The sequence below is a fragment of the Winslowiella arboricola genome (genome assembly GCF_025527015.1).
Lineage (GTDB): Bacteria > Pseudomonadota > Gammaproteobacteria > Enterobacterales > Enterobacteriaceae > Erwinia > Erwinia arboricola.
On record NZ_JAODIM010000038.1, the window covers coordinates 175,512 to 199,699 of the forward strand.

Consider the following 24,188-nt stretch of genomic DNA (forward strand, 5'->3'; position numbering starts at 1 on the left):
AACCAGGCATTAACAATGGGCATTTTCAGAATCGATCCACTGATGGTAAAACTGATTATCACCGTCCTGCTGGCCAGCTTCCTGCCAGCGCGCGGTGATTTCGTGGTGTTTTTCCACTGGCTCACCACGGCGGCGATTGCGCTGCTGTTCTTTATGCATGGCGCCAAACTGTCGCGCGAGAAAATTATCGCCGGTAGCAGCCACTGGCGGCTCCATCTGTGGGTGATGTTCAGTACCTTTGTGCTGTTCCCGATTGTCGGCCTGCTGTTCGCCTGGTGGCATCCCGTCGATATCGGCGAAGATATCTATACCGGCTTTATGTATCTGTGCATTCTGCCCGCCACGGTGCAGTCGGCTATCGCCCTGACCTCGCTGGCGGGTGGTAATGTCGCAGCCGCCATCTGTAGCGCTTCGGCTTCCAGCCTGCTTGGCGTGTTTATCTCCCCGCTGCTGGTTGGTCTGGTGATGAATGTGCACAGTGACAGCGCCACCAACGGCCTGGAGCAAATCGGCAGCATTATGCTGCAACTGCTACTGCCTTTTGTGGTCGGCCATCTGTCACGCCGCTGGATTGCCGGTTGGGTGGAGAGACATCGCGGTTTAATCGGCAAGACCGACCAGACATCAATTCTGCTGGTGGTCTATTCCGCGTTCAGTGAAGCCGTGGTTAATGGCATCTGGAACCGCGTCGGCGTGACCACCCTGCTGTTTATCCTCGCTGTCAGCTTGGGGCTGCTGTTTGTGATTCTGGCGATTAACCTGCTGGCGGCGCGCCTGTTTGGCTTTAATCGCGCCGATGAGATTACCATTCTGTTTTGCGGCTCGAAGAAGAGCCTGGCGAACGGCGTGCCGATGGCTAATATTCTGTTCCCGGCCTCTGCCGTGGGGATTATCGTACTGCCGCTGATGATATTCCATCAGGTGCAGCTAATGGTCTGTTCGATGATTGCCCAGCGTTACAAGAAAAAAGGCGAAGCGGAAGCGGCGCAAAAGCTGGCGGCCAGCAGCGGTAAAACGGTGGTTGAATCGCAGAAGTAAGGCAAAAAAAACGGCTCGTGAAAACGAGCCGTTTTTTTCAGTTGCGCCTTAATGGCTTAACCAGTCCTTCAAGTCCCTCGATTTTAATCGCCAGCGTCAGCTGCATCAGCTCGCCAAGGTGGCCGGCAGGGAATTCATCCTTACGGGCAAACCACAGCAGATAAGGTTCCGGCAAATCGATAAGCACCCGCCCCTTATATTTGCCAAACGGCATAACGGTGTTGGCAATCTCAATCAGGTTCTCTTTTTCCATCTTAATCACCCAGTAAACGAATCATTTCGGCTTCGTCAATCACCTCAATGCCCAGCTCCTGCGCTTTCGCCAGCTTGGAGCCTGCCGCTTCACCGGCAATCACCAGATCGGTTTTCTTCGATACACTGCCGCTGACTTTCGCCCCCAGCGCCACTAATCTGGCTTTGGCATCATCACGCGCCATAATACTCAGTGAACCGGTCAGCACCACGGTTTTACCGGCAAACGGACTGTCGATCTCAGCGGCATTCACCACCTCCACCGCAGGCCAGTGAATGCCGCTATCCTCGACCAGCTGGCGGATCACTTCACGGTTGCTCTCTTCTTCCATAAAGTTGCGCAGATGGCTGGCGACCACCGTGCCGACATCCGGCACCGCGATTAACGCCTCCAGATCGGCATCCATAATCTTCTCCAGCGTGCCAAAGTGAGCCGCCAGGTTCGCCGCGGTGGCTTCACCGACTTCACGAATGCCCAGCGCATACAGGAAACGCGCCAGCGTGGTCTGCTTCGCTTTATTCAGCGCATCGACGATGTTCTGCGCCGATTTTGGCCCCATACGATCCAGACCCGTCAGCACGCCAGCCGTCAGACGGAACAGATCGGCTGGCGTTTTAACATACTCCTTCTCCACCAGCTGATCGATAATCTTGTCGCCCATGCCATCCACATCCAGCGCCCGGCGCGAGACAAAGTGCTTCAGCGCCTCTTTGCGCTGCGCACCGCAGATCAGACCGCCGGTACAGCGCGTGACCGCTTCGCCTTCGACACGCTCCAGATCAGAGCCACAAACCGGACAGTGGCTGGGGAACAGAATTTCGCGGCTGTCGTCAGGACGTTCAGACTCCACCACCCCGACAACCTGCGGGATCACATCGCCAGCGCGGCGGATCACCACGCGGTCGCCGATGCGTAATCCCAGGCGCTCGATTTCGTCGGCATTATGCAACGTGGCATTGCTGACCATCACCCCCGCCACCAGCACCGGTTCAAGACGCGCAACCGGCGTAATCGCGCCGGTACGGCCAACCTGGAACTCGACGTCGCGTACGCTGGTCATCTGCTCCTGCGCCGGGAATTTAAACGCCACCGCCCAGCGCGGCGCTCGGGCGACAAAACCCAGCTGCTCCTGCAACTGTTGATCGTCGACTTTAATCACCACACCATCGATATCAAAGCCGAGGTTGGGGCGATCAGCTTCAACCTGACGATAGAATGCCAGCACCTCTTCCGCACTGTGGCACAGGCGAATACGGTCGCTGACCGGCAGGCCCCAGGCTTTTAGCTGCTGCAAACGCTGCCAGTGGCTGGCAGGCATTTCGCCGCCTTCCAGCAGGCCAAAGCCGTAGCAGAAGAAGGTCAGCGGACGTTTGGCGGTGATACGAGGATCGAGCTGGCGCAGTGAACCTGCCGCGGCATTACGCGGATTAGCAAAGATCTTATTACCGGTACGGCGCGCTTCTTCATTCAGTTTTTCAAAGCCGGCCTGCGGCAGAAACACTTCACCACGCACTTCAATGCGCGCCGGAATATTATCCCCCTGCAGACGCAGCGGAATGGCGCGGATAGTACGCACGTTGGCGGTAATATTTTCACCGGTAGTGCCATCACCGCGCGTGGCGGCGCGCACCAGCAGGCCATCTTCATACAGCAGGCTGACCGCCAGACCATCGAGTTTCAGCTCGCAGCAGAAGGTGATTTCAGCGCTGGTTTTCAGTCGATCCTGCACCCGCTTGTTAAACGCAAGATAAGTGGCCTCATCAAAGGCGTTATCCAGCGACAGCATTGGCACTTCATGGCGCACCTGTTCGAAAGCGCCGAGTGGCGCGGCGCCGACACGTTGCGTCGGCGAATCCGGGGTAATCAGTTCAGGGTGTTGCTGTTCCAGCTCGCGCAGTTCGCCCATCAGGCGGTCGTACTCGGCGTCCGGCACTTCCGGCGCATCCATCACGTGATACAGGTATTCATGATGGCCAAGCGTGGTTCGCAAATGGGTGATTTTGTCTTGTATGGATTCCATAACGCACCATCGGAGATAAAAAACCCCCGACTGGCGGGGGTTGGGGGGGATATTATTTACAAAAACAGTGTTCAGGCGTTCGCGTCGATAACATCGCGAATACGCGCCTTGTAGGTTTCCAGCTTCTGCGGCGTCATCATGCGACGCTCATCGTCCAGCACCACGCCACCGACATCGTCGGCAATACGCTGGGCGGATTGCAGCATCAGTTTAAAGTTCTGATGCGCGTCGCCATAGGATGGCACCATCATAAAGATCGACACCCCTGGCGTGGAGAAATCAGACATCTCATCCGGGTTAAATGAGCCTGGTTTCACCATATTCGCCAGGCTGAACAGCACCGGGCCACTGCCCGCCGGGTTCAGATGACGATGGAAAATATTCATTTCGCCAAACTGGAATCCCGCCTGCAGGACGCCCTGCAACAAGGCTTCACCGTTCAGCACGCCACCGGCATGCGCAGCAACATGCAGCACCAGTACAGTCTCTTTACTGCGCTCTTTAGGCGGCTCCGGCGCTGCGACGGGCTGCGGTGCAGGCGTTTCCACCTCATCCTCTTCCGGCTCGTCGTCAAACAGCGGATCAAATTGTGGCTCTGCCTTGACCGGTTGTTTCACCGGCTGCGGCGCAGCAGGTGCGGCTTTTGGCTGAAGCGCATACGGCGGCTCAGCATCGAACAGCGGATCAAGTTCAGGCGGCTCTTCGACCGCCGGCACATGACGTGCAGGTTCCGGCTGTTTGCGTGGCGCAGGCTGACGCGGCGGTGCATCGTCATCAGCCGCCTCAAAGCCACCAACAGACGGCTCATCGTGCTGAGGTTGTGAACGGCGCACGCGCACTTCACCGACGCCTTCATCTTCGTCAGCTGAGCCCTGCTGTTTATCTTGCTTTAAACGCTTGTGCGGGCGATCGCGAAAAACGGATGAGCGCTCTTTACGGCTGGTCCACAAGCCGTGAAGAAGAAGCGCTATTATGGCGATCGCGCCAACAACGATTAATATCAGACGCAAATCCTGCATCATTGTATTCTCTGTTGTTCCAATACCTTGCCACCACGGCAAACTTTATCCTCTAACTGTATTTGCCCCGGTACACAAGTGCAAGTCTGCGCACTATTTTCTAACAAATTAGATGGCGTAAGCACACTTTTTTGTTGTTTTTTCATCCAATCGCCTGCTGGTCAGCGTAAAAAGCTGCGTTATGATAGCCTTGCACTGCCGCCAAAAGGAGAGACGCTGTCGATGGCAACTGAGAAAAACCTTAAAACGCATAATGGTATTTACTACTTCAGACAGGGCTGGAACCTGATCCGCCTGCCTGGTATTCGTCGCTTTGTGATCCTGCCGCTGTTGATCAATATTTTACTGATGGGCGGCGCTTTTATCTGGTTGTTTGACCGTCTGGGACACTGGATCCCGGCGCTGATGAGCCATATTCCCGACTGGTTGCAGTGGTTAAGCTATCTGCTGTGGCCGCTCACCGTGATTTCGATTGTGCTGGTGTTCAGTTATCTGTTCTCCACCATTGCCAACTGGATTGCCGCCCCGTTCTGCGGGTTGCTGGCCGAACAGCTTGAAGCGCGCCTGACCGGCACACCACTGCCCGATAGCGGCTGGGCGGGCCTGGTGAAGGATATCCCGCGCATTATGAAACGCGAATGGCAGAAACTGGCTTATTACCTGCCACGGGCACTGGGACTACTGCTGCTCTATTTTATCCCCGGTTTTGGCCAGACCGTAGCGCCGGTGTTGTGGTTCCTGTTCAGCGCCTGGATGTTATCGATTCAGTATTGCGACTATCCGTTTGATAACCATAAAGTGAGTTTCCAGCAGATGCGCAGCGCGCTGCGTCTGCATAAAACCGACAATATGCAGTTTGGCGCGCTGGTCAGCCTGTTCACCATGGTGCCACTGCTGAATCTGGCGATTATGCCGGTGGCGGTCTGTGGCGCCACCGCCATGTGGGTCGACCGCTATCGCGATCGGCTGGGGGTGGTAAGCGGGAGCCGATAACGGCTCCCTTGGGATATGAATACTTTGCAGCTACCGTGTTAAGTTCAGTACATGTCGCTTTAAATTGAGATATACACCCCCCTAAGCGTCAGCAGCAAGCTGCTACCGCCAAGGCCCCGGAAATCACGCCCTTTACGTCGCAAACGCCGTAAAGCCCGTTCACCGGGGTTAAAAGGGGTTACCTGAATTTCTTCGTTGCTGAACGCTGGGTTGGGCTTATCAGGGCAGGGGGCGAAGTGGGAATATTTATATAAGAGCAACCGGCTACGCCGGGCGTACGGCGCCGTTTAACCTCTAAGCCATATGTGGCCTTATCTGGCGCCTCCATGCCGCTGACGCGGCATTCAGAAGAAGGCTACGCACAGCTTGCCTGCCTGCCTGAATAACGTTAAGAGGGAATTTTTAGGAAAAATAATGTCCGCTCTGTGCCAAAAGCGGAAGTTTCTGCAGCAGCAAGTACTGGCAAACGTGGGAATTCCATTTCCCAGTGAGTGTTGTATCTCATACAGAGGGATTACCAAAACGCTCAACTGGAATAGGGTTTAACCCTCACTGCATTAAAAAAGCAGATGCAGTTTTCTCAGCGCTACTGACAAGATCTTCATAATGCTTATTTTTTTCTTCAACATCATCGCCAATAGTATCAAAGAGAAATTTAACCGATGAGTTGTTCACGCCGCAGAAACTCGCAATACCATTATTTAGCGTCTGGCGCAGCGTAAAGTCGAAGCCTCTTTTCATAAAGGCCGGCTCGTTCTGCCCGACAAGACCAATCCACAGGATCCTGGAGGCGGGCCTCTGTGAGCCCTCGCCGTAGAACACGCCGTTATTCCAGACCCTGTCGATATAGCCTTTAAGCATCGCCGGGAGAGAATACCACCACACCGGAAATACAAAGATGAGCGGGTGCTCCGGTGATAACTCGGATGCAAGCCTGGAGACTTCCGCACTGTAATCTTTGCTCTGATCCTGCCAGTCCGGCTCATCCTCCGTGTTTAAAACAGGGGAGAAACCTGAGCGGTAAAGATCCAGAATGTTCACCTCACACCCTGACGCCTCCGCCATGGCGGTTATGCGTTTTACAACGTCTCCGGTCAGGCTGTCCGTTCTGGGGTGTGACCAGATAATGTTTAACTTCTTCATAAAACCTCAGTTCTTAGGAACATTTTTCTTTGAGACTAAAACGCTCAACACTATGATTTCAAACATAAATAATAATGGGATTGTTAAAGCCCCCGCTTTGGTTGAAAACAGCGAGCCTGAAAACCCCACCGGTATGTCCATTTCATGAAACTGCTCTGTCGTAATTTTTACCAGAGAGAAGAGCAGGAGATACAATGCCGTCGTGAATCCCGGTTTATGTCCGTTTTTAGAGTAGATAACGCTGATAACCAGCCACAGTATCACCTGCGAAACAAGCTCGAGGAGTTGAGAAGGAAAGCGCGGCAGCACACCATAAGCGTTGCTCTTAATGACGTTCGCCAGCGCGAGATCCCCGCTGGCGATCAGCATATCGGCATGTCTCGATGAGGAAAACAGCATGGATAAATGAGGGTCCATGACCACTTTACCCCAGCCTGATCCGACGACGGTATCGCCCGCCAGTACAGCTAAAGCAGCGACGGGGGCGGCTGTCGCCACAGCATCAGTGAGACGATAAAATTCGACGTTCCACTTTTTCGACAAGAGCCATAAAACCGGGACAACCAGCGCTACCGCTCCGGCGAACGAGGCGCAACCATCCCAGAATTTCAGAAAATAAAATGGCTCATCGGCGAGGCTGGACGGGCAATACAGCAGCACATAGCTGACTCTGGCCCCCAGTAGCAGAGTGATAAAGCACGTAAAAATCAGTATCGTTTTCCTGTCGCTGTCCATGGACGGATGAACGCCTTTTAGCCTTCGGGTCAGCAGCACGGAGGAAATCAGCAAACCGATTTCAAAGAACAACCCATACCAGTTACCCGTCAGCGGGCCAAGCGTGAAAACTACCGGATCAATTACCGGATAACTTAAATATTCCATTTCCTGCCTCTGACCCGACGTAGCTGGCCGACCTCTAAGTAAAACTGAACACTTGTTCAATTTTAGTGTAGATCGAGATTTGAACGGATGTCCAGTTTTACATTGTCATCCCCGTGGCCTTCAGTAATAATTCACAGATGAGCTATATGAACCGTAAAGACAGGCGTGAATCGATACTCGAAGCCGCAGCAGAGCTTGCGCTCAGCGGGGGTCTGAACTCGCTGACGATCCGCAGTGTGGCGCTCCGTGCCGGAATTGCCGTCGGGCAGATTCACCATCACTTCGCTTCTTCCGGCCAGATGAAGTCTGAGGTTCTGATACAGCTGATGCACGATATGCTTGAGAGGTTATCTGAAGATGCGGGCGGGACATGGACGGACAGATTAATCCGCTATCTGAAGAGTGATGACGGCAACCTTGAGGCTTATATCCGGATCTGGCGGGAAGCCCAGGTCATTGCCGGGGGCGATGAGGATGTCAAAACCGCCTATCTTGAAGTGATGAAGGTCTGGAACGACAGGACTGTCCATCTGATCGGGCATGCCTGCGAGAGCGGCGAGGCGAGGGTCTCAGATTCGTGCGAGGAAACCGCGTGGCGACTGAGTTCGTTTGTCTGCGGTCTGGACGGCTCATGCGCTCTTGGCCTCATCAGTATTGCTGATGCCCACCGTTACATCGATCGCATGGTCAGGTTTGAATTAAACATCATTTGATTACGGCCAATCACCTCGGGCCATATGTACTTTACTTTATTCATATGTCCGCTCTTCGCTCAAAGCTGCCCGTCATGCCTGCTTGTGAAAAGGCTTAACGAGAGATCATTTCCGTTCTCCACCGGACTTCTTTAGAACAGGCTTTGCGACAGCTTCAGCCCGTTAACGAAAATTCTCTGCCTGATTTTAATACTCCGTAACACCAGTGAACCAGCTTCCGCATCAGCGCGCCAATCGCCACCATTTTCGGCTTGCCCCGCAGGCACAGCTGATCATAGATGTTGCGCATCCTGGGATTGTGAATCTTTCCACACAGCGCTGACAGGTAGAGCCTGGCACGAAGTTGTGGCGGTCCGATTTTTGACATGCGTGCCTGCCCCCGGACTGACGTCCCTGATCGTTTCTCAACCGGCACAACACCCAGGAAGGACGCTGCCTGGTCTGCCGACTTAAAATCATGACTCCGCAACACAACCAGCATGTGTGTGCCCAGCTGCGGGCCAACAGACTTTATTGACGTCAGAAGGTCATAATCATGCTTCAGATCCGGATGTGCCAGAACATGTCTGGTGATGAGTTTTTCGGTAGCCTTCACCTCCAGGCTGAGTTGCTGCAGCATATGCTGCGAGGAGCTTATTATCTCCGGAGGCGTGTCAGTGCTCTCATATTTCTCCATGCGATTGCGCTCCCGGACGGCATCACTGACCAGCACATCACGACGCCGGAGCAGAGCCTTGAGATGACGTATCTCGGGGGGCGGAGGCATCCAGCGATGCGGGTTTTTAAGCAGTGCGTAGCAGGCCAGCATGTACGCATCCACCTTATCCGTTTTAGTCAGGATGCCCATCCCCCGGGCAAAATCCCGGCTGCGATGCGGATTGGCCAGTGACACATATCCGCCTGCGTCATGCAGCGCCGTGGCCAGTTGCTCGTGGTAGACACCAGTGGCCTCCATCACAAAATGAATATCCTCCGGCCCGCAATGCTGACGCCTGAGCCAGGCGAAGATAGCCGGTGAAGCGTGGCGATCATTTTTAATCTTCTTCGTTTTAATACGCCCCTGCATGCCGTCATACAGCATGCACAGGTCAAGGGTTCCTTTACTCACGTCAATACCGACAGGAAACATACACTTTCTCCTCTCACATAGACCGTCACGCCTGTTCGCCTTGTTCATACGGAGTCGGGCTCCTGGTAACCGTTCAACATACTGTGCTGGCGTGAAAGGGGAAGCAGAGGGCCATTAGCTGCAAAGCAAGATTCAATTGTTGATTCAACTGTTCTTCAGGGCGGGGCCGGGCGCACTCTGCTTCCGTGTAGTGGTAGCTAATCACCACATAATGTTAGATACAAGGGCGGTGTTCTCGCCGCCCCTGCTGTTCGCCTTATGCCATTTCAGTAAGCCTTATTTCAGACAATCATATACATATACGATTTCTTTCCTTCCGTGCTGAAATTGAAAGGGTATGCTCTTAGGGTTGCCAAAATTTCATACAGTTAAGGACGGGCTATGAGTAAGATCTATGAAGACAACTCTCTGACAATCGGTCATACGCCGCTGGTTCGACTGAACCGCATCGGTAATGGGCGCATTCTGGCGAAGGTCGAATCCCGCAACCCAAGTTTCAGCGTCAAATGCCGTATCGGTGCCAATATGATTTGGGACGCTGAAAAACGTGGCATTCTGAAACCAGGCAATGAGCTGGTAGAACCCACCAGCGGAAACACCGGTATCGCACTGGCTTACGTCGCTGCGGCACGCGGTTATAAGTTAACCCTGACCATGCCAGAGACCATGAGCGTCGAGCGGCGTAAGCTGCTGAAAGCGCTGGGGGCTAACCTGGTGCTGACCGAAGGCGCAAAAGGCATGAAAGGCGCGATTGCCAAAGCCGAGGAGATTGTGGCGGGCGATCCGGATAAATTTGTGCTGTTGCAGCAGTTCAGCAACCCGGCCAACCCGGAAATTCACGAAAAAACCACCGGCCCGGAAATCTGGGAAGATACCGATGGTGAAGTGGATGTATTTATTGCTGGTGTCGGCACCGGCGGTACATTGACGGGTGTCAGCCGCTACATCAAAAACACCAAAGGCAAAACCGATCTGATTACCGTGGCGGTAGAACCTACCGACTCCCCGGTGATTGCTCAGGCGCTGGCGGGTGAAGAGATCAAACCTGGTCCGCATAAAATTCAGGGTATCGGCGCGGGCTTTATTCCGGGCAACCTTGATCTGAAACTGATTGATCGCGTGGTGGCAATTACCAACGAAGAGTCTATTTCTACCGCGCGCCGCCTGATGGAAGAAGAAGGCATTCTGGCCGGTATCTCCTCCGGCGCAGCCGTAGCGGCCGCCCTGAAGCTGCAAGAAGATGAAGCTTTCGCCAACAAAAATATTGTGGTGATCCTGCCCTCTTCCGGCGAGCGTTATCTCAGTACCGCACTGTTTGCCGATCTGTTTACCGAGAAAGAGCTGCAGCAGTAAGATTATCTGTCGCGGCAGGCGCTTTATACGCCCGATGGCGCGACAATATTGCGATAAAACGCTCCTCTGCGGAGCGTTTTTTTTTGCCGCCGCGGATTAGTCTGATTTACGTAAAAAAATGCATTTAATTTTGCCCAATATGCTGGCTTAAAAATGGTCTGATTTAATGTAGCAGTGGGTGCTAAACGGCTCTTTTTTGTGACCTTCATCATACTTTAGTGGGGGTGCAGATTGATTTTACCCCGCCGGGTCTGGTATTTAAGCTGGCAATTATTTCGATCCACAAAATTAATCGTCGCGCGATTGGATCAAGCTGAATCGATTTACCGGTTTGGCGATGCAGTACAAAGCGCGGCATAATGGGAAGTGGACCAGCGGCGCTCTGAGCAGGTTATTGCGACGCTGCATCTTTTACCCTTAATTGCGCATTTTTTGGCGAGTCCTGTACTCATGCCAGCGCGACCAACACAGGCTAAAGTTCGGCCTCCAGGCTAGACTTTAGATCCACAACACCAAACCAATTAAGTTGGGGAAACATAATGTTCCAGCAAGAAGTTACAATTACCGCACCAAACGGTCTGCACACTCGCCCGGCTGCTCAGTTCGTAAAAGAAGCTAAAGGCTTCACCTCTGAAATCACTGTTACCTCTAACGGTAAATCCGCCAGCGCGAAAAGCCTGTTCAAACTGCAGACTCTGGGTCTGACTCAGGGCACGGTTGTCAACCTGTCTGCTGAAGGTGAAGATGAGCAGCAGGCTGTTGAGCATCTGGTTAAACTGATGGCTGAGCTCGAGTAATTCGCCCGGTCCGTCGGGGCAAATGTTTCATCAGGCAGAAGTGAGTGCAAACATTTTGATCGCGGACATCACGTCCGCGTTGTTGCTTCCGTAAAGTACACTTTTGCAACTCTGGCACCGCGTTTTGTCGCCTATCAAGCCATCGTTATAAAAAGGTAAGGTTATGATTTCAGGAATTTTAGCATCACCGGGTATCGCTTTCGGCAAGGCACTTCTGCTGAAAGAAGATGAAATCGTTATTAACCGGAAAAAGATTTCTGCTGAAGAAGTGGATCAGGAAGTTAAGCGCTTCCTTGACGGCCGCAGTAAGGCCGCTGAACAGCTCGAAGCGATCAAAATCAAAGCCGGCGAAACATTCGGTGAAGAAAAAGAAGCGATCTTCGAAGGCCACATCATGTTGCTGGAAGATGAAGAGCTGGAGCAGGAAATCATAGCCCTGATTAAAGACGAGAAAGCCTCTGCTGACGCTGCGGCTCACGCCATTATCGAAGGCCAGGCCAAAGCGCTGGAAGAGCTGGACGATGAGTATCTGAAAGAGCGTGCAGCTGATGTACGTGATATCGGCAAGCGTCTGCTGCAGAACATTCTTGGCCTGCATATCGTCGACCTGAGCGCGATTAAAGAAGAAGTGCTGCTGGTGGCGAAAGACCTGACGCCTTCAGAGACCGCACAGCTGAACCTGAACAAAGTGCTGGGCTTTATTACCGATCTGGGTGGCCGTACTTCGCACACCTCGATTATGGCGCGTTCTCTGGAACTGCCTGCCATCGTCGGTACCGGCAATGTCACCACGCTGGTGAAAAATGATGATTATCTGATCCTTGATGGCGTTAACAATAAAATTTATGTTAACCCGACTGCAGACGTTATCGAGGAACTGAAAGCGGTAAACAATCAATATGTTACCGAGAAAAACGATCTGGCTAAACTGAAAGACTTGCCGGCTATCACCCTCGATGGACATCAGGTTGAAGTGTGCGCCAATATCGGTACCGTGCGTGATATCGCGGGTGCAGAGCGCAACGGCGCAGAAGGTGTTGGCCTGTATCGTACAGAATTCCTGTTTATGGATCGCGACTCGCTGCCAACTGAAGAAGAGCAGTTCCAGGCTTATAAAGCGGTAGCGGAAGGCATGGGATCGCAGGCGGTTATCGTGCGTACCATGGATATCGGCGGTGACAAAGACCTGCCGTATATGAACCTGCCAAAAGAAGATAACCCGTTCCTCGGCTGGCGCGCCATCCGTATCGCCATGGATCGCAAAGAGATCCTGCATGCCCAGCTGCGCGCCATCCTGCGTGCTTCCTCGTTCGGCAAACTGCGCATTATGTTCCCGATGATTATTTCAGTGGAAGAAGTTCGTGCGCTGAAAGTCGAGCTGGAGCTGCTGAAAGCGCAACTGCGTGAAGAAGGTAAAGCGTTCGACGAATCCATCGAAGTGGGCATTATGGTGGAAACCCCAGCCTCTGCGGTGATCGCGCGTCACCTGGCGAAAGAAGTCGATTTCTTTAGTATTGGGACAAACGACCTGACGCAGTATACTCTGGCGGTGGATCGTGGCAACGATCTGATCTCCCATCTCTACAACCCGATGACGCCATCCGTCCTTGGTCTGATCAAGCAAGTTATTGATGCTTCTCATGCTGAAGGCAAATGGACCGGTATGTGTGGTGAGCTGGCAGGTGATGAACGTGCTACACTACTGTTATTGGGAATGGGGCTGGATGAATTTAGTATGAGTGCCATTTCTATCCCAAGCATCAAGAAAATTATTCGTAATACGAATTTTGAAGATGCGAAGGCATTAGCAGAGCAGGCTCTGGCTCAACCGACCGCGGAAGAGTTAATGAACCTGGTCAACAAGTTCATTGAAGAAAAAACACTCTGCTGATTCCGCGAGACGCTGGCCCAATATTACTGCTTAGGAGAAGATCATGGGTTTGTTTTCTAAACTTTTTGGCGATAAATCAGAAACGACGTCTGGTGCCATTGAGATCGTTGCACCACTGTCTGGCGAAATCGTAAATATCGAAGACGTGCCGGATGTTGTGTTTGCAGAGAAAATTGTTGGCGACGGTATCGCCATCAAGCCTGCTGGCAACAAAATGGTAGCGCCGGTAGACGGTACCATCGGTAAGATTTTCGAAACTAACCATGCTTTTTCTATCGAATCTGACAATGGCATCGAGTTGTTTGTCCACTTCGGTATCGATACGGTTGAACTGAAAGGCGAAGGCTTCAAACGCATCGCTGAAGAAGGTCAGAAGGTTAAGAAAGGTGACGTGGTCATCGAGTTTGACCTGGCGTTGCTGGAAGAGAAAGCGAAGTCAACGCTGACGCCGGTAGTGATCTCGAATATGGATGAGATCAAAGAGCTGATCAAACTGACCGGTAGCGTAGTTGTGGGCGAAACCCCAATTATCCGTATCAGAAAGTAATTTTGTGATGAAATGAAAACGGCGCCTCAGGCGCCGTTTTTTTTGCCTTACACCACCCAGTGTGGCAGGCGAATCGTCAGTTCCAGGCCGCCCTGCTTGCCGTTAACCGCATGCACTTCACCCTGATGCGCCAGTACCACTTTGCGCACAATCGACAGCCCTAAGCCGTAGCCCTTGCCCATTAACGGTGAGTTAACCCGGACAAAAGGATCAAAGATGCTGGACAGTTTTTCCGCCTCGACCCCCGGTCCGTTATCACTAACACAAATCTCCAGCCACTGGCTCTCCTGACGCAGCGCCACCCTCACCTGCTGGCCGTGCAGTGAGAAACGCAGGGCATTGCGCACCACATTCTCCACCGCGCGACGGATTAACTCGGCATTGCCCTTCACGGTAAAATCTTCTTTGCGGCTGGCATCCAGCAGGATCTCCACCCCCGGTATCTGCGCTTCGTAGCGCGCGTCATTTACCACCGCTTCCAGCAGCCCCAGCAGATCGAAATACTGCTCATCAGGCATGGTTTCATTCTCGGCGCGGGACAGCGTCAGCAGCTCGCCAATCATCTTATCCAGCCGGCGCGCTTCCTCATCAATACGATCGAGCGAGCTTTCAACTGAAGCGGGTGTCTGGCGCGCCAGTCCGGTCGCCAGTTGCAGGCGCGCCAGCGGCGAACGCAGCTCATGGGAGACATCATGCAGTAACTCTTCGCGCGCGCGCACCAGCACCGACAGGCGCTCGACCATCGCATCGAAATCACTGGCGACAATCGACAACTCATCGTGGCGACGTCGCATAGTGGGATAGAGCCGCACGGAGAGATCGCCGTTCGAGACTTTAGCAAAGCCTTCGCGCAGCTGACGCATTGGCCGCGTCAGGTTCCACGCCAGCAACAGGCTAAACAGCAATCCCGCCGCGCCGGCAAAGATAAACATTGGCTCCGGGATATTGAGGATATTGCGCGGATGGCCGCCCATCGCGCTGTCTTCACGCAACCCCTTAACGTCATAGCGCAGCATATACTGCTGGCCATCGGCGCCGGTCACCCATTCAATCACTTCATTGGGGAAGGTGCCAGGCGTCAGCATATGGTCCAGCTCTTTACGTGATTTCTCCTGCGGCGGTATCGGCATCGGCACCACCGAGAAGAAACGCCGGTCGCCCGGCGACCAGTCCGCCATCATATCGTTAAGTGCCGTCAGCCCGCCGCGCTGCAAGACCGATACTGCTGAGGTCATCTGCAGGTTAACAATCCGGCGCACGGTGATATTTTCCGGCGGTTCGTGACGATCACCCTTCAGTGTAAAGCCGAGCCACAACAGCTGGCTGATCACCAGAAACACCAGCCAGAAGCCAAACAGGATCTTCCAGAATAAACGACCGCGAAAACGACTATTCATCGAATGCGATAACCGATGCTGCGCACCGTTTCAATATTAATCGTGTCGCCGGTCAGCTGGGCCAGCTTCTGACGAATATTACTGATATGCACGTCAACGCTGCGGTCATAGGCTTCACGCGGACGCCCGAGGCCTTTTTCGGACAGCTCATCTTTAGACACCACGCGATCCGGCGAACGCAACAGCAGATCGAGCAGATTAAATTCTGAGGCGGTAAGATCGAAAGGTTTATTTTTCCACTCACTGATACGGGTGGCCGGGTTCAGCGCCAGATCACCCCAGCTGATCAGATCTTTCTTCTCCGGGGCCGGAACCTGCTCTTCGAAACGACGCAGCACTGCGCGCAGACGCGCGACCAGTTCACGCGGATAGCATGGCTTTGGCATATAGTCATCGGCGCCCATCTCAAGGCCGATTACCCGGTCGATATTATCCCCTTTCGCCGTCAGCATAATCACCGGCAGACGACTGTTCTGGCGCACCTGGCGCAGCACATCGATGCCGCTCATATCCGGCAGCATAATATCGAGGATCATCGCGGTGTATTCACCGGAGAGCGCGCCTTCCACCCCCGCTTTGCCGGTCAGCACCAGCGAGGCATCAAAACCTTCGCCGATCAGGTACTGGCTCAGCATAGTGCCTAATTCAACATCGTCGTCGACTAATAAAATTTTCATTGTGCTTCTCTCGATCGTAGTTGACGCTATTTTCACCTGTGGCAGGTTGTTTAGCAGCTGATTTTACTTAATCCTTACACGTCAGACAGCAGATCCTTGAATGCCGGTTTAGCTTTCCAGGCGTAAAGTTTTGCGTTATATCTGCTATGACTCGGGTAAAGGAATCTTTTAGTTATGGAATTACGCCGCACTTCAGGCAGACGCTGGATCATTATTATTCTGCTAATTGTGGCAGTTGTTGGCCTGTTTGGCTGGTTTAGCCTGCATAAAGTTCAGCAGAAACCCAATTATATTACGGCACTGGCAGAACAGCGCGATTTGCAACAGACGGTGCTGGCCGATGGCAAGATTACCGCCAGCAAGCAGGTCAGCGTCGGCGCCCAGGCATCAGGCCAGATCAAATCGCTTCAGGTCACTCTTGGCCAGCAGATCAAACAGGGCCAGCTGATTGCAGAAATCGATAACCTGACGCAGCAAAACGAACTGCGCAATGCGCAGGCGGCGCTGAAGAATATCCAGGCGCAGCGCGCGGCGAAGCAGGCGATACTGGCCAACTACAATGCCGCTTTCTTACGCCAGAAAGCGATGCTGGCGAAGAATCTGACCGCGAAAGCGGATTACGATGCGGCGCTGGCGAATCTCAACAGCACGCAGGCCGATATTCACGCGCTGGATGCACAAATTGTCCAGTCACAGATCCAGGTCGATACCGCCCAGGTCAATCTTGGCTACAGCCAGATTCTCTCGCCAATTGATGGCACCGTGGTGTCGATTCCGGTCGAAGAGGGTCAGACGGTAAACGCCGTACAGAGTGCGCCGACCATCGTTAAAGTCGCCAATCTCAATACTATGACGGTTAAAGCGCAGATTTCCGAAGCGGATGTGGTCAACGTGCGGCCTGGTATGCAGGTGTGGTTTACCATTCTCGGCCAGCCAAATAAACGCTACAGCGCCACCCTGCGCGCGATTGAACCGGCACCCGATTCAATTAATACCGACAGCAGCCTCAGCGCCAGCAGCGGCAGTTCCGCCAGCGCTTCATCCTCCAGTGAGGCGATTTACTACTACGGCCTGTTTGATATCGCCAATCCGCAGCATACGCTGCGCATCTCAATGACCGCTGAAGTCCATATTGTGCTGGGCGATCACCCCAACGCTATCGTTATCCCTTCAACGGCGCTGGATGCGGTCAACGGTAAAACCAGCGTGCAGGTGGTGGATAACCAGCAGCAGGTAGCGCGCCGTGAGGTGACGGTCGGCATTAATAACAATATTGAAGCGCAAATCACAGCGGGTCTGAAAGCCGGCGAACGGGTAATTATCAGTCAGGGAGCAGCCTCTGATGCGACGCCCCCTGCGGGGATGTAACTGATGGCGCTGCTGCAGCTTAAACAGATTAACCGCGAATTTAACAGCGGTGAACAGCGCGTGCGGGTGCTGAAAGATATTAACCTGTCGATAGAGGCTGGCGAATTTGTGGCGATTGTTGGCGCTTCCGGCTCCGGTAAATCAACGCTGATGAACCTGCTGGGTTGTCTGGATAAAGCCAGCAGCGGTGATTATCTGGTGGCGGGCAAAGCCACCGGTCAGCTCGACAGCGATGCACTGGCCGAACTGCGTCGCGAACATTTTGGTTTTATCTTTCAACGCTATCACCTGCTCGGTGACCTCAGTGCGCTGGGCAACGCCGAGATCCCGGCGATCTATGCCGGTAAAAGCCATACAGAACGCCGTCAGCGCGCCACGGCGTTACTGACGCGCTTAGGACTGGGTGAACGCCTGCACTACCGTCCGGGCCAGCTCTCCGGCGGTCAGCAGCAGCGCGTCAGTATCGCTCGCGCGCTGATTAATGGCGGCGAAGTGATCCTCGCCGATGAACCGACCGGGGCGCTGGACAGCCACAGCGGCGAAGAGGTGCTGAATATCCTGCGCGATCTGCATCAGCAGGGACATACCGTGGTGATCGTCACCCACGATATGCGCATTGCGCAAAATGCCGATCGGATTATCGAAATCCACGACGGTGAGATAATTGCCGATAACCGTAGCCAGGGCGTGCAGCAAAATATGCGGATTGCGCAACGCGCTCCGGCGGTTCCGCACCCGTGGCGCGCGCTGCGTGACCGTCTGAATGAAGCCTTTAAAATGGCGCTGGTGTCGATGATGTCGCAGCGGCTGCGAACCTTTCTTACCATGCTTGGCATTATTATCGGTATCGCCTCGGTGGTATCGGTGGTGGCGCTGGGGAAAGGTTCGCAGCAAAAAATCCTGCAGGAAATCAGCTCAATGGGCACCAGTACGCTGGATGTTTTTCCCGGTACCGATTTTGGCGATATGAATTCAGCACGCATCCAGACGCTACGCCCGAGCGACGCCGATGCGCTGGCGCAACAACCCTATGTGCACAGTGTCACCCCCTCGATCACCAACAGCACCACGCTGAAATACCGTAACCAGGCGCTGACAATTTCGGTCAATGGCGTGGGTGAGCAATTTTTTGCCGTTCGCGGCTACCGCTTATCACAGGGAATGGCCTTTAACCGCACCAGTGTTGATTCGGTCGCTCAGGAAGCGGTAATCGATGAAAATACGCTGAAAAAACTGTTCCCCAACCGGGAAAACCCATTGGGCGAGGTGATTATGCTGGGCAATATGCCGGTACGGATTGTCGGGGTTGCCACGCGTCAGAGCAGCTTTGGCCGCGACAGCAACCTCAATATCTGGGTGCCCTATACCACCGCGATGAAACGCATGATTGGCAAAACCTACCTTAGCGGCATCACGGTACGTATCAAAGATAATATCGATCTCGCGGTAGCGGAACAGGGGGTCACCAAGCTGCTGCAACAGCGTCATGGCAGTAAAGATTTCTTTATTATGAATACCGACAGTATTCGCAATGCGATTGAGAGCACCACCAACACCATGACGCTGCTGGTGGCGGCGATTGCGCTGATTTCGCTGCTGGTTGGCGGCATTGGCGTGATGAATATTATGCTGGTATCGGTAACCGAAAGAACGCGGGAAATTGGCGTGCGTATGGCAGTGGGCGCGCGCGCCAGCGATATTATGCAACAGTTTCTGATTGAAGCAGTACTGGTCTGTATCACCGGCGGGATTATCGGCGTACTGCTGGCGCTGTTGCCGGGAGTATTACTGGCGCAGACCAGCAGCAATTTCGCGATGATTTACTCGCCGTTCTCAATTATCGCCGCGTTTATCTGTTCCAGCCTGATTGGCGTGCTGTTTGGCTTCTTTCCCGCCCGCCGCGCCGCACGCATGGATCCGATTCATGCGCTGGAGCGCGAGTAAATCATCAGCCAGGGCGGCGAAAACGCCGCCCCTACAATTGTCTGGCGTAGGGGCGGCGTTTTCGCCGCCCATCCATCAGTTATAAACGCCGGTGGAAAGATAGCGGTCGCCACGATCGCAGATAATTGCCACCACTACGCTGCCTGGCTGCTCACGCGCAATTCGCAGCGCACCCGCGACCGCACCGCCGGAACTGACGCCACAAAAAATCCCTTCGCGCTGCGCCAGCTGACGCATCGTCTGCTCCGCTTCGTTCTGCCCCATATCGATAACCCGATCAACTAATTCAGGGCGGTAAATCCCTGGCAGCCAGGCGGCTGGCCAGCGGCGAATACCGGGAATGGCGCTGCCCTCTTCCGGCTGCAGGCCGACAATCTCAACCCGCTGGCCCTGCTCTTTCAGATAGCGGCCGACCCCGGTAATGGTACCGGTGGTCCCCATACTGGAAACAAAATGAGTCAGGCGTCCGTCAGTCTGTCGCCAGATTTCCGGGCCGGTGGTGCAGTAATGCGCCAGCGGATTATCCGGGTTATTAAACTGATCCAGCAGCTTGCCTTCACCACGCGCCGCCATCTCCTGCGCCAGTTCGCGCGCGCCTTCCATTCCCAGCTGCTTGCTGACCAGAATCAGCCCGGCGCCATAGGCTTTCATCGCCGCCTGACGCTCAATACTCATATTGTCCGGCATCAGCAGTTTCAGCTGATAGCCTTTCATCGCTGCAATCATCGCCAGCGCAATGCCGGTATTGCCGCTGGTGGCCTCAATCAGCACATCGCCAGGGTGGATTTCACCACGCTGTTCCGCCTGCTGAATCATCCACAGCGCCGCCCGATCCTTTACCGATCCGGCCGGGTTATTTCCTTCCAGCTTCAGCCAGATTTCACTGCCATTTGCAGGCGTCAGGCGCTGCAGTTTGATCAGCGGGGTATTTCCGATGGTTTGTTCAAGAGTCGTCACTGTGGCTTCCTGGCTGGCCGGTAGATGGCGCGATAAGGCTCTATGATGCACAAAAAAAGAGGCGGGATAAATCCCGCCTCTTTCTTAAATGGATTATGCCAGAAAAATATCAGGCGCTTTCGGCAAAGGCAACTGCACGTAATGGCACATCGCCGTTATACAGGCGCGCCTGTTGCAGGCCAACAAACAGACGCTCGCCACGGATCGGCGCAACATTGTCGCCCTCCACAACCAGCGTGATCGGGTCGAGATGCCAGCCAGCCGGCTGCGCCACCACCTGCCAGAAATGACCGCGCGGGCTGACTTCCAGCACCTGCACCGGCAGCGGCGTCTCAAGACTGCTTTGACGGCTGACATCGATCTCCCACGGACGCAGGAACAGTTCAATTTTGCCCTGATGCGCCGGTGCGTAGCCCAGCGGCCAGTGATGCGCGCCAACATGGAATTGCGAACCGTGAATTTCACCGTCAAAGCGGTTTACTTCACCGAGGAACTCCAGCACAAAGCGCGTCGCCGGATCGCGCCACACATCGTCTGGCGTACCGACCTGTTCAATATTACCCTGGCTCATCACCACCACGCGATCGGCGACTTCCATCGCCTCTTCCTGGTCATGGGTGACAAATACACTGGTGAATTTCAGCTCTTCGTGCAGCTGACGCAGCCAGCGGCGCAGCTCTTTACGCACCTGAGCATCCAGCGCACCAAAAGGCTCATCCAGCAGCAGGATTTGCGGCTCGACTGCCAGCGCGCGCGCCAGCGCCACACGCTGTTTCTGACCACCGGACAACTGCGCCGGGTAGCGACTGGCTAAATGACCCAGTTGCACCATCTCCAGCAGCTGCGTAACTTTCTGTTTAATCACCGCGGCGGAAGGACGCTCGCGACGTGGCAATACCGTCAGACCGAAGGCGATATTGTCGAAAACGGTCATATGGCGGAACAGCGCATAGTGCTGGAATACAAAACCAACCTGGCGGTCGCGTGCATGCAGACGGCTGACATCTTTGCCATGAAAACTCAGCTGACCGCTGTTCTGATGTTCCAGACCGGCGATAATGCGCAGCAGCGTGGTTTTACCAGAGCCGGAGGGACCGAGCAGCGCCACCATTTGGCCAGAAGGGATATCCAGCGTGATGTCATTCAGCACTTTGGTGCGGTCAAAAGATTTATTGATGTAGTTAATTTCAATGCTCATGATTTCCCTCCTGTTGCAAACGCTTGTCCTGGCTCTCTAATCGCCATTGCACCGCGCTTTTCAGAAACAGCGTCACTATCGCCATCAGGGTCAGCAGCGCAGCAGCAGTAAAGGCACCGACCACGTTATAATCCTGATGCAGTAATTCAATTTGTAATGGCAGCGAATAGGTTTCGCCGCGAATCGATCCCGATACCACCGAGACCGCACCAAATTCGCCAATCGCACGCGCGTTGGTCAGCACAATGCCGTACAACAGCGCCCAGCGAATATTCGGCAGCGTCACGCGGCGGAACATCTGCCAGCCGGAAGCACCTAACAGTACCGCCGCTTCATCTTCATGACTGCCCTGGCTCAGCATCACCGGCACCAGTTCGCGCACCACAAACGGACAGGTGACAAACACCGTCGCCATGACCATTCCCGGCCAGGCAAACATCAGCTGGATATTATGCGCATCCAGCCAGCCGCCCAGCGGGCCATTGGCACCGTAGAACAGCAGGTAAATCAGACCGGCAACCACCGGCGATACAGCAAACGGAATATCGAACAGCGTTAATAACAGCTGGCGGCCCGGAAAGGTAAAACGCGTCACCAGCCAGGCCAGCAGCGTACCGAACACCAGGTTAACCGGTACCGTAATCAGCGCGATCAGGATTGTCAGCCAGATGGCGCGCAACATATCAGGATCATGCAGATTGGCAATCACCACCGAGAACCCCTGGGAGAAGGCTTCGGTAAAAATCGATACCATTGGCACGACCAGCAACAGCAGCGAAATCAACATGCCGAGGCTAATCAGCAGCCACTTGCCCCAGTTGATGCGCTGGCCTGTGCTTTTAAATTCAGAGATATCAGCCATTAATGACCTCCCAGACGACGGCCAAAGCGGCTTTGCAACGTGTTAATGCCAAACAGCAGCAGTAACGAAGCGGCCAGAATCACCGAGGCGATAGCGCTGGCGGCCGGGAAATTAAACTCCTGCAAACGGATAAAAATCATCAGCGAAGTCACTTCGGTTTTCCATGCGATATTACCGGCGATAAAAATCACCGCGCCAAATTCACCGAGACTGCGGGTAAATGACAGCGCCGTACCGGCCAGCAGCGCGGGCGCCACCTCCGGCAATACCACGCGGCGGAAGCTCTGCCATGGGGTGGCACCCAGCGTTTGCGCCGCCTCTTCATACTCGGGGCCTAACTCTTCCAGCACTGGCTGCACGGTACGCACCACAAACGGAATACTGGTGAATGCCATCGCCACCGCAATACCCAGCCAGGTGTAGGTCACCTTAATGTCGTACTGCGCCAGCCACTCGCCATACCAGCCATTAACGGAGAACAGCCCGGCAAGGGTTAACCCCGCGACGGCGGTTGGCAGCGCAAAAGGTAAATCCATCAGGCCATCCAACACCGTACGGCCCGGGAAGCGATAGCGGGTCAGGATCCATGCCATCAGCATGCCAAACACCGCATTAAAAATTGACGCCACACCAGCAGACAGCAGTGTCACCTTATAGGCCGCCACCACCTGCTCGTTAGAGATCACTTCCCAGTACTGCGCCAGCGTCATCTGCGACAGCTGCATCACCAGTGCGCTTAACGGTAGCAGTAACACCAGACAGGTGAAAAACAGGCTACTGCCAAGACTGAGTCCAAATCCGGGCAGAACCCGTTTACTACTTGCTGCAAACATCACCCACGCCCCGCCGCTAACAACTTATCTAATTCACCACCACTGACGAAATGCGTTTTCATCACCTGCTCCCAGCTACCAAAGGTGTCTTCCACCCGGAACAGCGCCGTCGGCGGGAAACGATCTTTCTGCTGCGCCATCAGTTCAGGATTGTTCACGCGATAGTAGAACTGCGTGATGATCTGCTGTGCCTGCGGCGAGTAGAGGTAGTTGAGATAATCTTTGGCGGCAACGGTGGTGTTGTTCTGTTCGATATTTTTATCGACCCAGGCCACCGGGAACTCCGCCAGGATATTGGTTTTCGGCACGATCACTTCGTAATCGTCTTTGCCGTACTGATTACGAATATTATTCACTTCCGATTCAAAGCTGATCAGCACATCGCCCAGCCCACGTTCGGCAAAGGTGGTGGTAGCGCCGCGACCACCGGTATCGAACACTTCGACGTTTTTCAGAAACTGCGTCATCTGCTGCTCGGTTTTGGCTCTGTCTTTGCCATCGGCCTGATCGAACGCGCCCCACGCGGCTAAATAAGTGTATCGCGCGTTACCCGACGTTTTCGGATTAGGGAAAATCAGTTTCACGTCGCTGCGAGCCAGATCGCTCCAGCTGTGAATGTTTTTTGGATTGCCCTTACGCACCAGAAAACCCATGGTGGAGTAAAATGGCGAGCTGTTATTCGGCAGCCGTTGCTGCCAGTCGGCGGCAATCAGTTTGCCGCGGTCATGCAGAATCTGTACATCGGTGACCTGATTGTAAGTCACCACATCCGCTTTCAGCCCCTGCAGGATCGCCAGCGCCTGTTTGGAAGAACCGGCATGCGACTGTTTAATCGTCAGTTTGTCACCAGGATGCTGATCTGCCCACTGCTTCTCGAAGGGCGCATTCAGCGCGACAAACAGCTCACGTGAGACGTCATAAGAGCTGTTAAGTAACTCTGTCGCCTGCGCAGCGCTCGCCAGCAGCAGCGATAAGGCTGCACCGCTTACGAATTGGTTTATCCTGGAAGATGTCATTTAGCACCCTGAAGTTAGCAGCTGGCGAATGCCACCAGTAACCCTCAGTGTATTTATAACGCAGTGAAAAGCTGTAACGGTTTTATATACCGTTTGGTGATTTGGAAGTCGAAAATGCTATAAGCGGCCGGCAAAAGTTATGCAGTAACAGGATAAAG

23 protein-coding genes are annotated in these 24,188 nt (G+C 54.1%); 9 read left to right on the forward strand and 14 right to left on the reverse strand.

Translation table 11 applies throughout. The annotated features are described in order from the left end of the window. Positions 1–15: 15 nt before the first annotated feature. On the forward strand, positions 16–1,038 hold the full coding sequence (locus N5923_RS06795) for a bile acid:sodium symporter family protein (protein ID WP_267140832.1): 1,023 nt from the start codon (positions 16–18) through the stop codon (positions 1,036–1,038). Between the two features lie 37 nt (positions 1,039–1,075). On the opposite strand, the gene N5923_RS06800 is transcribed toward N5923_RS06795, so the two are convergent. The 4 genes from N5923_RS06800 to N5923_RS06815 form a co-directional block, all read right to left on the reverse strand. Then, positions 1,076–1,291, reverse strand: coding sequence for a DUF3820 family protein (locus tag N5923_RS06800; RefSeq protein ID WP_267140831.1), 216 nt, complete (start codon positions 1,289–1,291; stop codon positions 1,076–1,078). Between the two features lies 1 nt (position 1,292). After that, positions 1,293–3,311: an NAD-dependent DNA ligase LigA gene (gene ligA / locus N5923_RS06805; protein WP_267140830.1), complete on the reverse strand. Its 2,019-nt coding sequence runs from the start codon at positions 3,309–3,311 to the stop codon at positions 1,293–1,295. A gap of 71 nt (positions 3,312–3,382) precedes the next feature. Beyond that, positions 3,383–4,333 (reverse strand): cell division protein ZipA, encoded by a 951-nt coding sequence (gene zipA, locus N5923_RS06810; protein WP_267140829.1) that lies wholly within the window; start codon positions 4,331–4,333, stop codon positions 3,383–3,385. Further along, on the reverse strand, positions 4,330–4,476 hold the full coding sequence (locus N5923_RS06815; protein WP_267140828.1) for a hypothetical protein: 147 nt from the start codon (positions 4,474–4,476) through the stop codon (positions 4,330–4,332). The genes zipA and N5923_RS06815 overlap by 4 nt, the downstream gene beginning before the upstream one ends. A 76-nt stretch (positions 4,477–4,552) precedes the next feature. Between N5923_RS06815 and cysZ the strand changes: the two genes are divergently transcribed. Then, positions 4,553–5,323, forward strand: a complete 771-nt coding sequence (gene cysZ / locus N5923_RS06820) for a sulfate transporter CysZ (RefSeq protein WP_267140827.1) — start codon at positions 4,553–4,555, stop codon at positions 5,321–5,323. A 549-nt stretch (positions 5,324–5,872) separates the two neighbouring features. On the opposite strand, the gene N5923_RS06825 is transcribed toward cysZ, so the two are convergent. Both N5923_RS06825 and lgt read right to left on the reverse strand, forming a co-directional pair. Continuing rightward, positions 5,873–6,466, reverse strand: coding sequence for an NAD(P)H oxidoreductase (locus tag N5923_RS06825; protein WP_267140826.1), 594 nt, complete (start codon positions 6,464–6,466; stop codon positions 5,873–5,875). A 6-nt stretch (positions 6,467–6,472) separates the two neighbouring features. Further along, entirely contained in the window at positions 6,473–7,348 is an 876-nt protein-coding gene (lgt, locus tag N5923_RS06830) for a prolipoprotein diacylglyceryl transferase (RefSeq protein WP_267140825.1), read from the reverse strand. A 146-nt stretch (positions 7,349–7,494) separates the two neighbouring features. Here lgt and N5923_RS06835 point away from each other — a divergent pair, with 146 nt between their 5' ends. Beyond that, a complete protein-coding gene (locus N5923_RS06835; protein WP_267140824.1) occupies positions 7,495–8,061 on the forward strand; it encodes a TetR family transcriptional regulator in 567 nt (188 codons plus the stop codon). A 154-nt stretch (positions 8,062–8,215) separates the two neighbouring features. Here N5923_RS06835 and N5923_RS06840 read toward each other — a convergent pair whose 3' ends face one another. After that, the gene (locus tag N5923_RS06840) at positions 8,216–9,190 is read right to left on the reverse strand and encodes an IS110 family RNA-guided transposase (RefSeq protein ID WP_267140823.1); all 975 of its coding nucleotides are present in this window, start codon (positions 9,188–9,190) and stop codon (positions 8,216–8,218) included. 381 nt (positions 9,191–9,571) lie between these two features. Here N5923_RS06840 and cysK point away from each other — a divergent pair, with 381 nt between their 5' ends. From cysK to crr, 4 genes are all read left to right on the forward strand, one after another. Then, positions 9,572–10,543 (forward strand): cysteine synthase A, encoded by a 972-nt coding sequence (cysK, locus tag N5923_RS06845; protein ID WP_017803286.1) that lies wholly within the window; start codon positions 9,572–9,574, stop codon positions 10,541–10,543. Positions 10,544–11,082: 539 nt separating this feature from the next. Further along, positions 11,083–11,340 carry a phosphocarrier protein Hpr gene (ptsH, locus tag N5923_RS06850; RefSeq protein ID WP_017803284.1) on the forward strand — a complete coding sequence of 86 codons (258 nt, stop codon included), beginning with the start codon at positions 11,083–11,085 and terminating at the stop codon, positions 11,338–11,340. 163 nt (positions 11,341–11,503) lie between these two features. Then, on the forward strand, positions 11,504–13,231 hold the full coding sequence (ptsI, locus tag N5923_RS06855) for a phosphoenolpyruvate-protein phosphotransferase PtsI (RefSeq protein ID WP_267140822.1): 1,728 nt from the start codon (positions 11,504–11,506) through the stop codon (positions 13,229–13,231). A 43-nt stretch (positions 13,232–13,274) separates the two neighbouring features. After that, positions 13,275–13,778 (forward strand): PTS glucose transporter subunit IIA, encoded by a 504-nt coding sequence (gene crr, locus N5923_RS06860; protein ID WP_017803282.1) that lies wholly within the window; start codon positions 13,275–13,277, stop codon positions 13,776–13,778. A 47-nt stretch (positions 13,779–13,825) separates the two neighbouring features. Here crr and N5923_RS06865 read toward each other — a convergent pair whose 3' ends face one another. Together N5923_RS06865 and N5923_RS06870 are read right to left on the reverse strand one after the other, a co-directional pair. Then, positions 13,826–15,175 carry a sensor histidine kinase gene (locus N5923_RS06865; protein WP_267140821.1) on the reverse strand — a complete coding sequence of 450 codons (1,350 nt, stop codon included), beginning with the start codon at positions 15,173–15,175 and terminating at the stop codon, positions 13,826–13,828. Next, on the reverse strand, positions 15,172–15,852 hold the full coding sequence (locus N5923_RS06870; protein WP_267140820.1) for a response regulator transcription factor: 681 nt from the start codon (positions 15,850–15,852) through the stop codon (positions 15,172–15,174). The genes N5923_RS06865 and N5923_RS06870 overlap by 4 nt, the downstream gene beginning before the upstream one ends. Before the next feature lie 174 nt (positions 15,853–16,026). Here N5923_RS06870 and N5923_RS06875 point away from each other — a divergent pair, with 174 nt between their 5' ends. Together N5923_RS06875 and N5923_RS06880 are read left to right on the forward strand one after the other, a co-directional pair. Further along, positions 16,027–17,220: an efflux RND transporter periplasmic adaptor subunit gene (locus N5923_RS06875; protein ID WP_267140819.1), complete on the forward strand. Its 1,194-nt coding sequence runs from the start codon at positions 16,027–16,029 to the stop codon at positions 17,218–17,220. A 3-nt stretch (positions 17,221–17,223) separates the two neighbouring features. Beyond that, the gene (locus N5923_RS06880) at positions 17,224–19,164 is read left to right on the forward strand and encodes a MacB family efflux pump subunit (protein ID WP_267140818.1); all 1,941 of its coding nucleotides are present in this window, start codon (positions 17,224–17,226) and stop codon (positions 19,162–19,164) included. Between the two features lie 75 nt (positions 19,165–19,239). Here N5923_RS06880 and cysM read toward each other — a convergent pair whose 3' ends face one another. From cysM to N5923_RS06905, 5 genes are all read right to left on the reverse strand, one after another. Next, positions 19,240–20,121 (reverse strand): cysteine synthase CysM, encoded by an 882-nt coding sequence (cysM, locus tag N5923_RS06885; protein WP_267140583.1) that lies wholly within the window; start codon positions 20,119–20,121, stop codon positions 19,240–19,242. A gap of 109 nt (positions 20,122–20,230) precedes the next feature. Continuing rightward, positions 20,231–21,319: a sulfate/thiosulfate ABC transporter ATP-binding protein CysA gene (gene cysA, locus N5923_RS06890; RefSeq protein WP_267140584.1), complete on the reverse strand. Its 1,089-nt coding sequence runs from the start codon at positions 21,317–21,319 to the stop codon at positions 20,231–20,233. Further along, entirely contained in the window at positions 21,309–22,181 is an 873-nt protein-coding gene (gene cysW, locus N5923_RS06895) for a sulfate/thiosulfate ABC transporter permease CysW (protein ID WP_267140585.1), read from the reverse strand. Before cysW ends, cysA begins: the two co-directional genes overlap by 11 nt. Continuing rightward, positions 22,181–23,014, reverse strand: a complete 834-nt coding sequence (gene cysT, locus N5923_RS06900; RefSeq protein ID WP_267140586.1) for a sulfate/thiosulfate ABC transporter permease CysT — start codon at positions 23,012–23,014, stop codon at positions 22,181–22,183. Before cysT ends, cysW begins: the two co-directional genes overlap by 1 nt. Then, entirely contained in the window at positions 23,014–24,030 is a 1,017-nt protein-coding gene (locus tag N5923_RS06905; RefSeq protein WP_267140587.1) for a sulfate ABC transporter substrate-binding protein, read from the reverse strand. Before N5923_RS06905 ends, cysT begins: the two co-directional genes overlap by 1 nt. Positions 24,031–24,188 lie beyond the last annotated feature (158 nt).

Bases quoted from the DNA above. Each gene is read 5' to 3' on its own strand.
- N5923_RS06795 (WP_267140832.1), top strand. From the start codon at position 16: ATGGGCATTTTCAGAATCGATCCACTGATGGTAAAACTGATTATCACC.
- N5923_RS06800 (WP_267140831.1), bottom strand. From the start codon at position 1,291: ATGGAAAAAGAGAACCTGATTGAGATTGCCAACACCGTTATGCCGTTT.
- ligA (WP_267140830.1), bottom strand. From the start codon at position 3,311: ATGGAATCCATACAAGACAAAATCACCCATTTGCGAACCACGCTTGGC.
- zipA (WP_267140829.1), bottom strand. From the start codon at position 4,333: ATGATGCAGGATTTGCGTCTGATATTAATCGTTGTTGGCGCGATCGCC.
- N5923_RS06815 (WP_267140828.1), bottom strand. From the start codon at position 4,476: ATGAAAAAACAACAAAAAAGTGTGCTTACGCCATCTAATTTGTTAGAA.
- cysZ (WP_267140827.1), top strand. From the start codon at position 4,553: ATGGCAACTGAGAAAAACCTTAAAACGCATAATGGTATTTACTACTTC.
- N5923_RS06825 (WP_267140826.1), bottom strand. From the start codon at position 6,466: ATGAAGAAGTTAAACATTATCTGGTCACACCCCAGAACGGACAGCCTG.
- lgt (WP_267140825.1), bottom strand. From the start codon at position 7,348: ATGGAATATTTAAGTTATCCGGTAATTGATCCGGTAGTTTTCACGCTT.
- N5923_RS06835 (WP_267140824.1), top strand. From the start codon at position 7,495: ATGAACCGTAAAGACAGGCGTGAATCGATACTCGAAGCCGCAGCAGAG.
- N5923_RS06840 (WP_267140823.1), bottom strand. From the start codon at position 9,190: ATGTTTCCTGTCGGTATTGACGTGAGTAAAGGAACCCTTGACCTGTGC.
- cysK (WP_017803286.1), top strand. From the start codon at position 9,572: ATGAGTAAGATCTATGAAGACAACTCTCTGACAATCGGTCATACGCCG.
- ptsH (WP_017803284.1), top strand. From the start codon at position 11,083: ATGTTCCAGCAAGAAGTTACAATTACCGCACCAAACGGTCTGCACACT.
- ptsI (WP_267140822.1), top strand. From the start codon at position 11,504: ATGATTTCAGGAATTTTAGCATCACCGGGTATCGCTTTCGGCAAGGCA.
- crr (WP_017803282.1), top strand. From the start codon at position 13,275: ATGGGTTTGTTTTCTAAACTTTTTGGCGATAAATCAGAAACGACGTCT.
- N5923_RS06865 (WP_267140821.1), bottom strand. From the start codon at position 15,175: ATGAATAGTCGTTTTCGCGGTCGTTTATTCTGGAAGATCCTGTTTGGC.
- N5923_RS06870 (WP_267140820.1), bottom strand. From the start codon at position 15,852: ATGAAAATTTTATTAGTCGACGACGATGTTGAATTAGGCACTATGCTG.
- N5923_RS06875 (WP_267140819.1), top strand. From the start codon at position 16,027: ATGGAATTACGCCGCACTTCAGGCAGACGCTGGATCATTATTATTCTG.
- N5923_RS06880 (WP_267140818.1), top strand. From the start codon at position 17,224: ATGGCGCTGCTGCAGCTTAAACAGATTAACCGCGAATTTAACAGCGGT.
- cysA (WP_267140584.1), bottom strand. From the start codon at position 21,319: ATGAGCATTGAAATTAACTACATCAATAAATCTTTTGACCGCACCAAA.
- cysW (WP_267140585.1), bottom strand. From the start codon at position 22,181: ATGGCTGATATCTCTGAATTTAAAAGCACAGGCCAGCGCATCAACTGG.
- cysT (WP_267140586.1), bottom strand. From the start codon at position 23,014: ATGTTTGCAGCAAGTAGTAAACGGGTTCTGCCCGGATTTGGACTCAGT.
- N5923_RS06905 (WP_267140587.1), bottom strand. From the start codon at position 24,030: ATGACATCTTCCAGGATAAACCAATTCGTAAGCGGTGCAGCCTTATCG.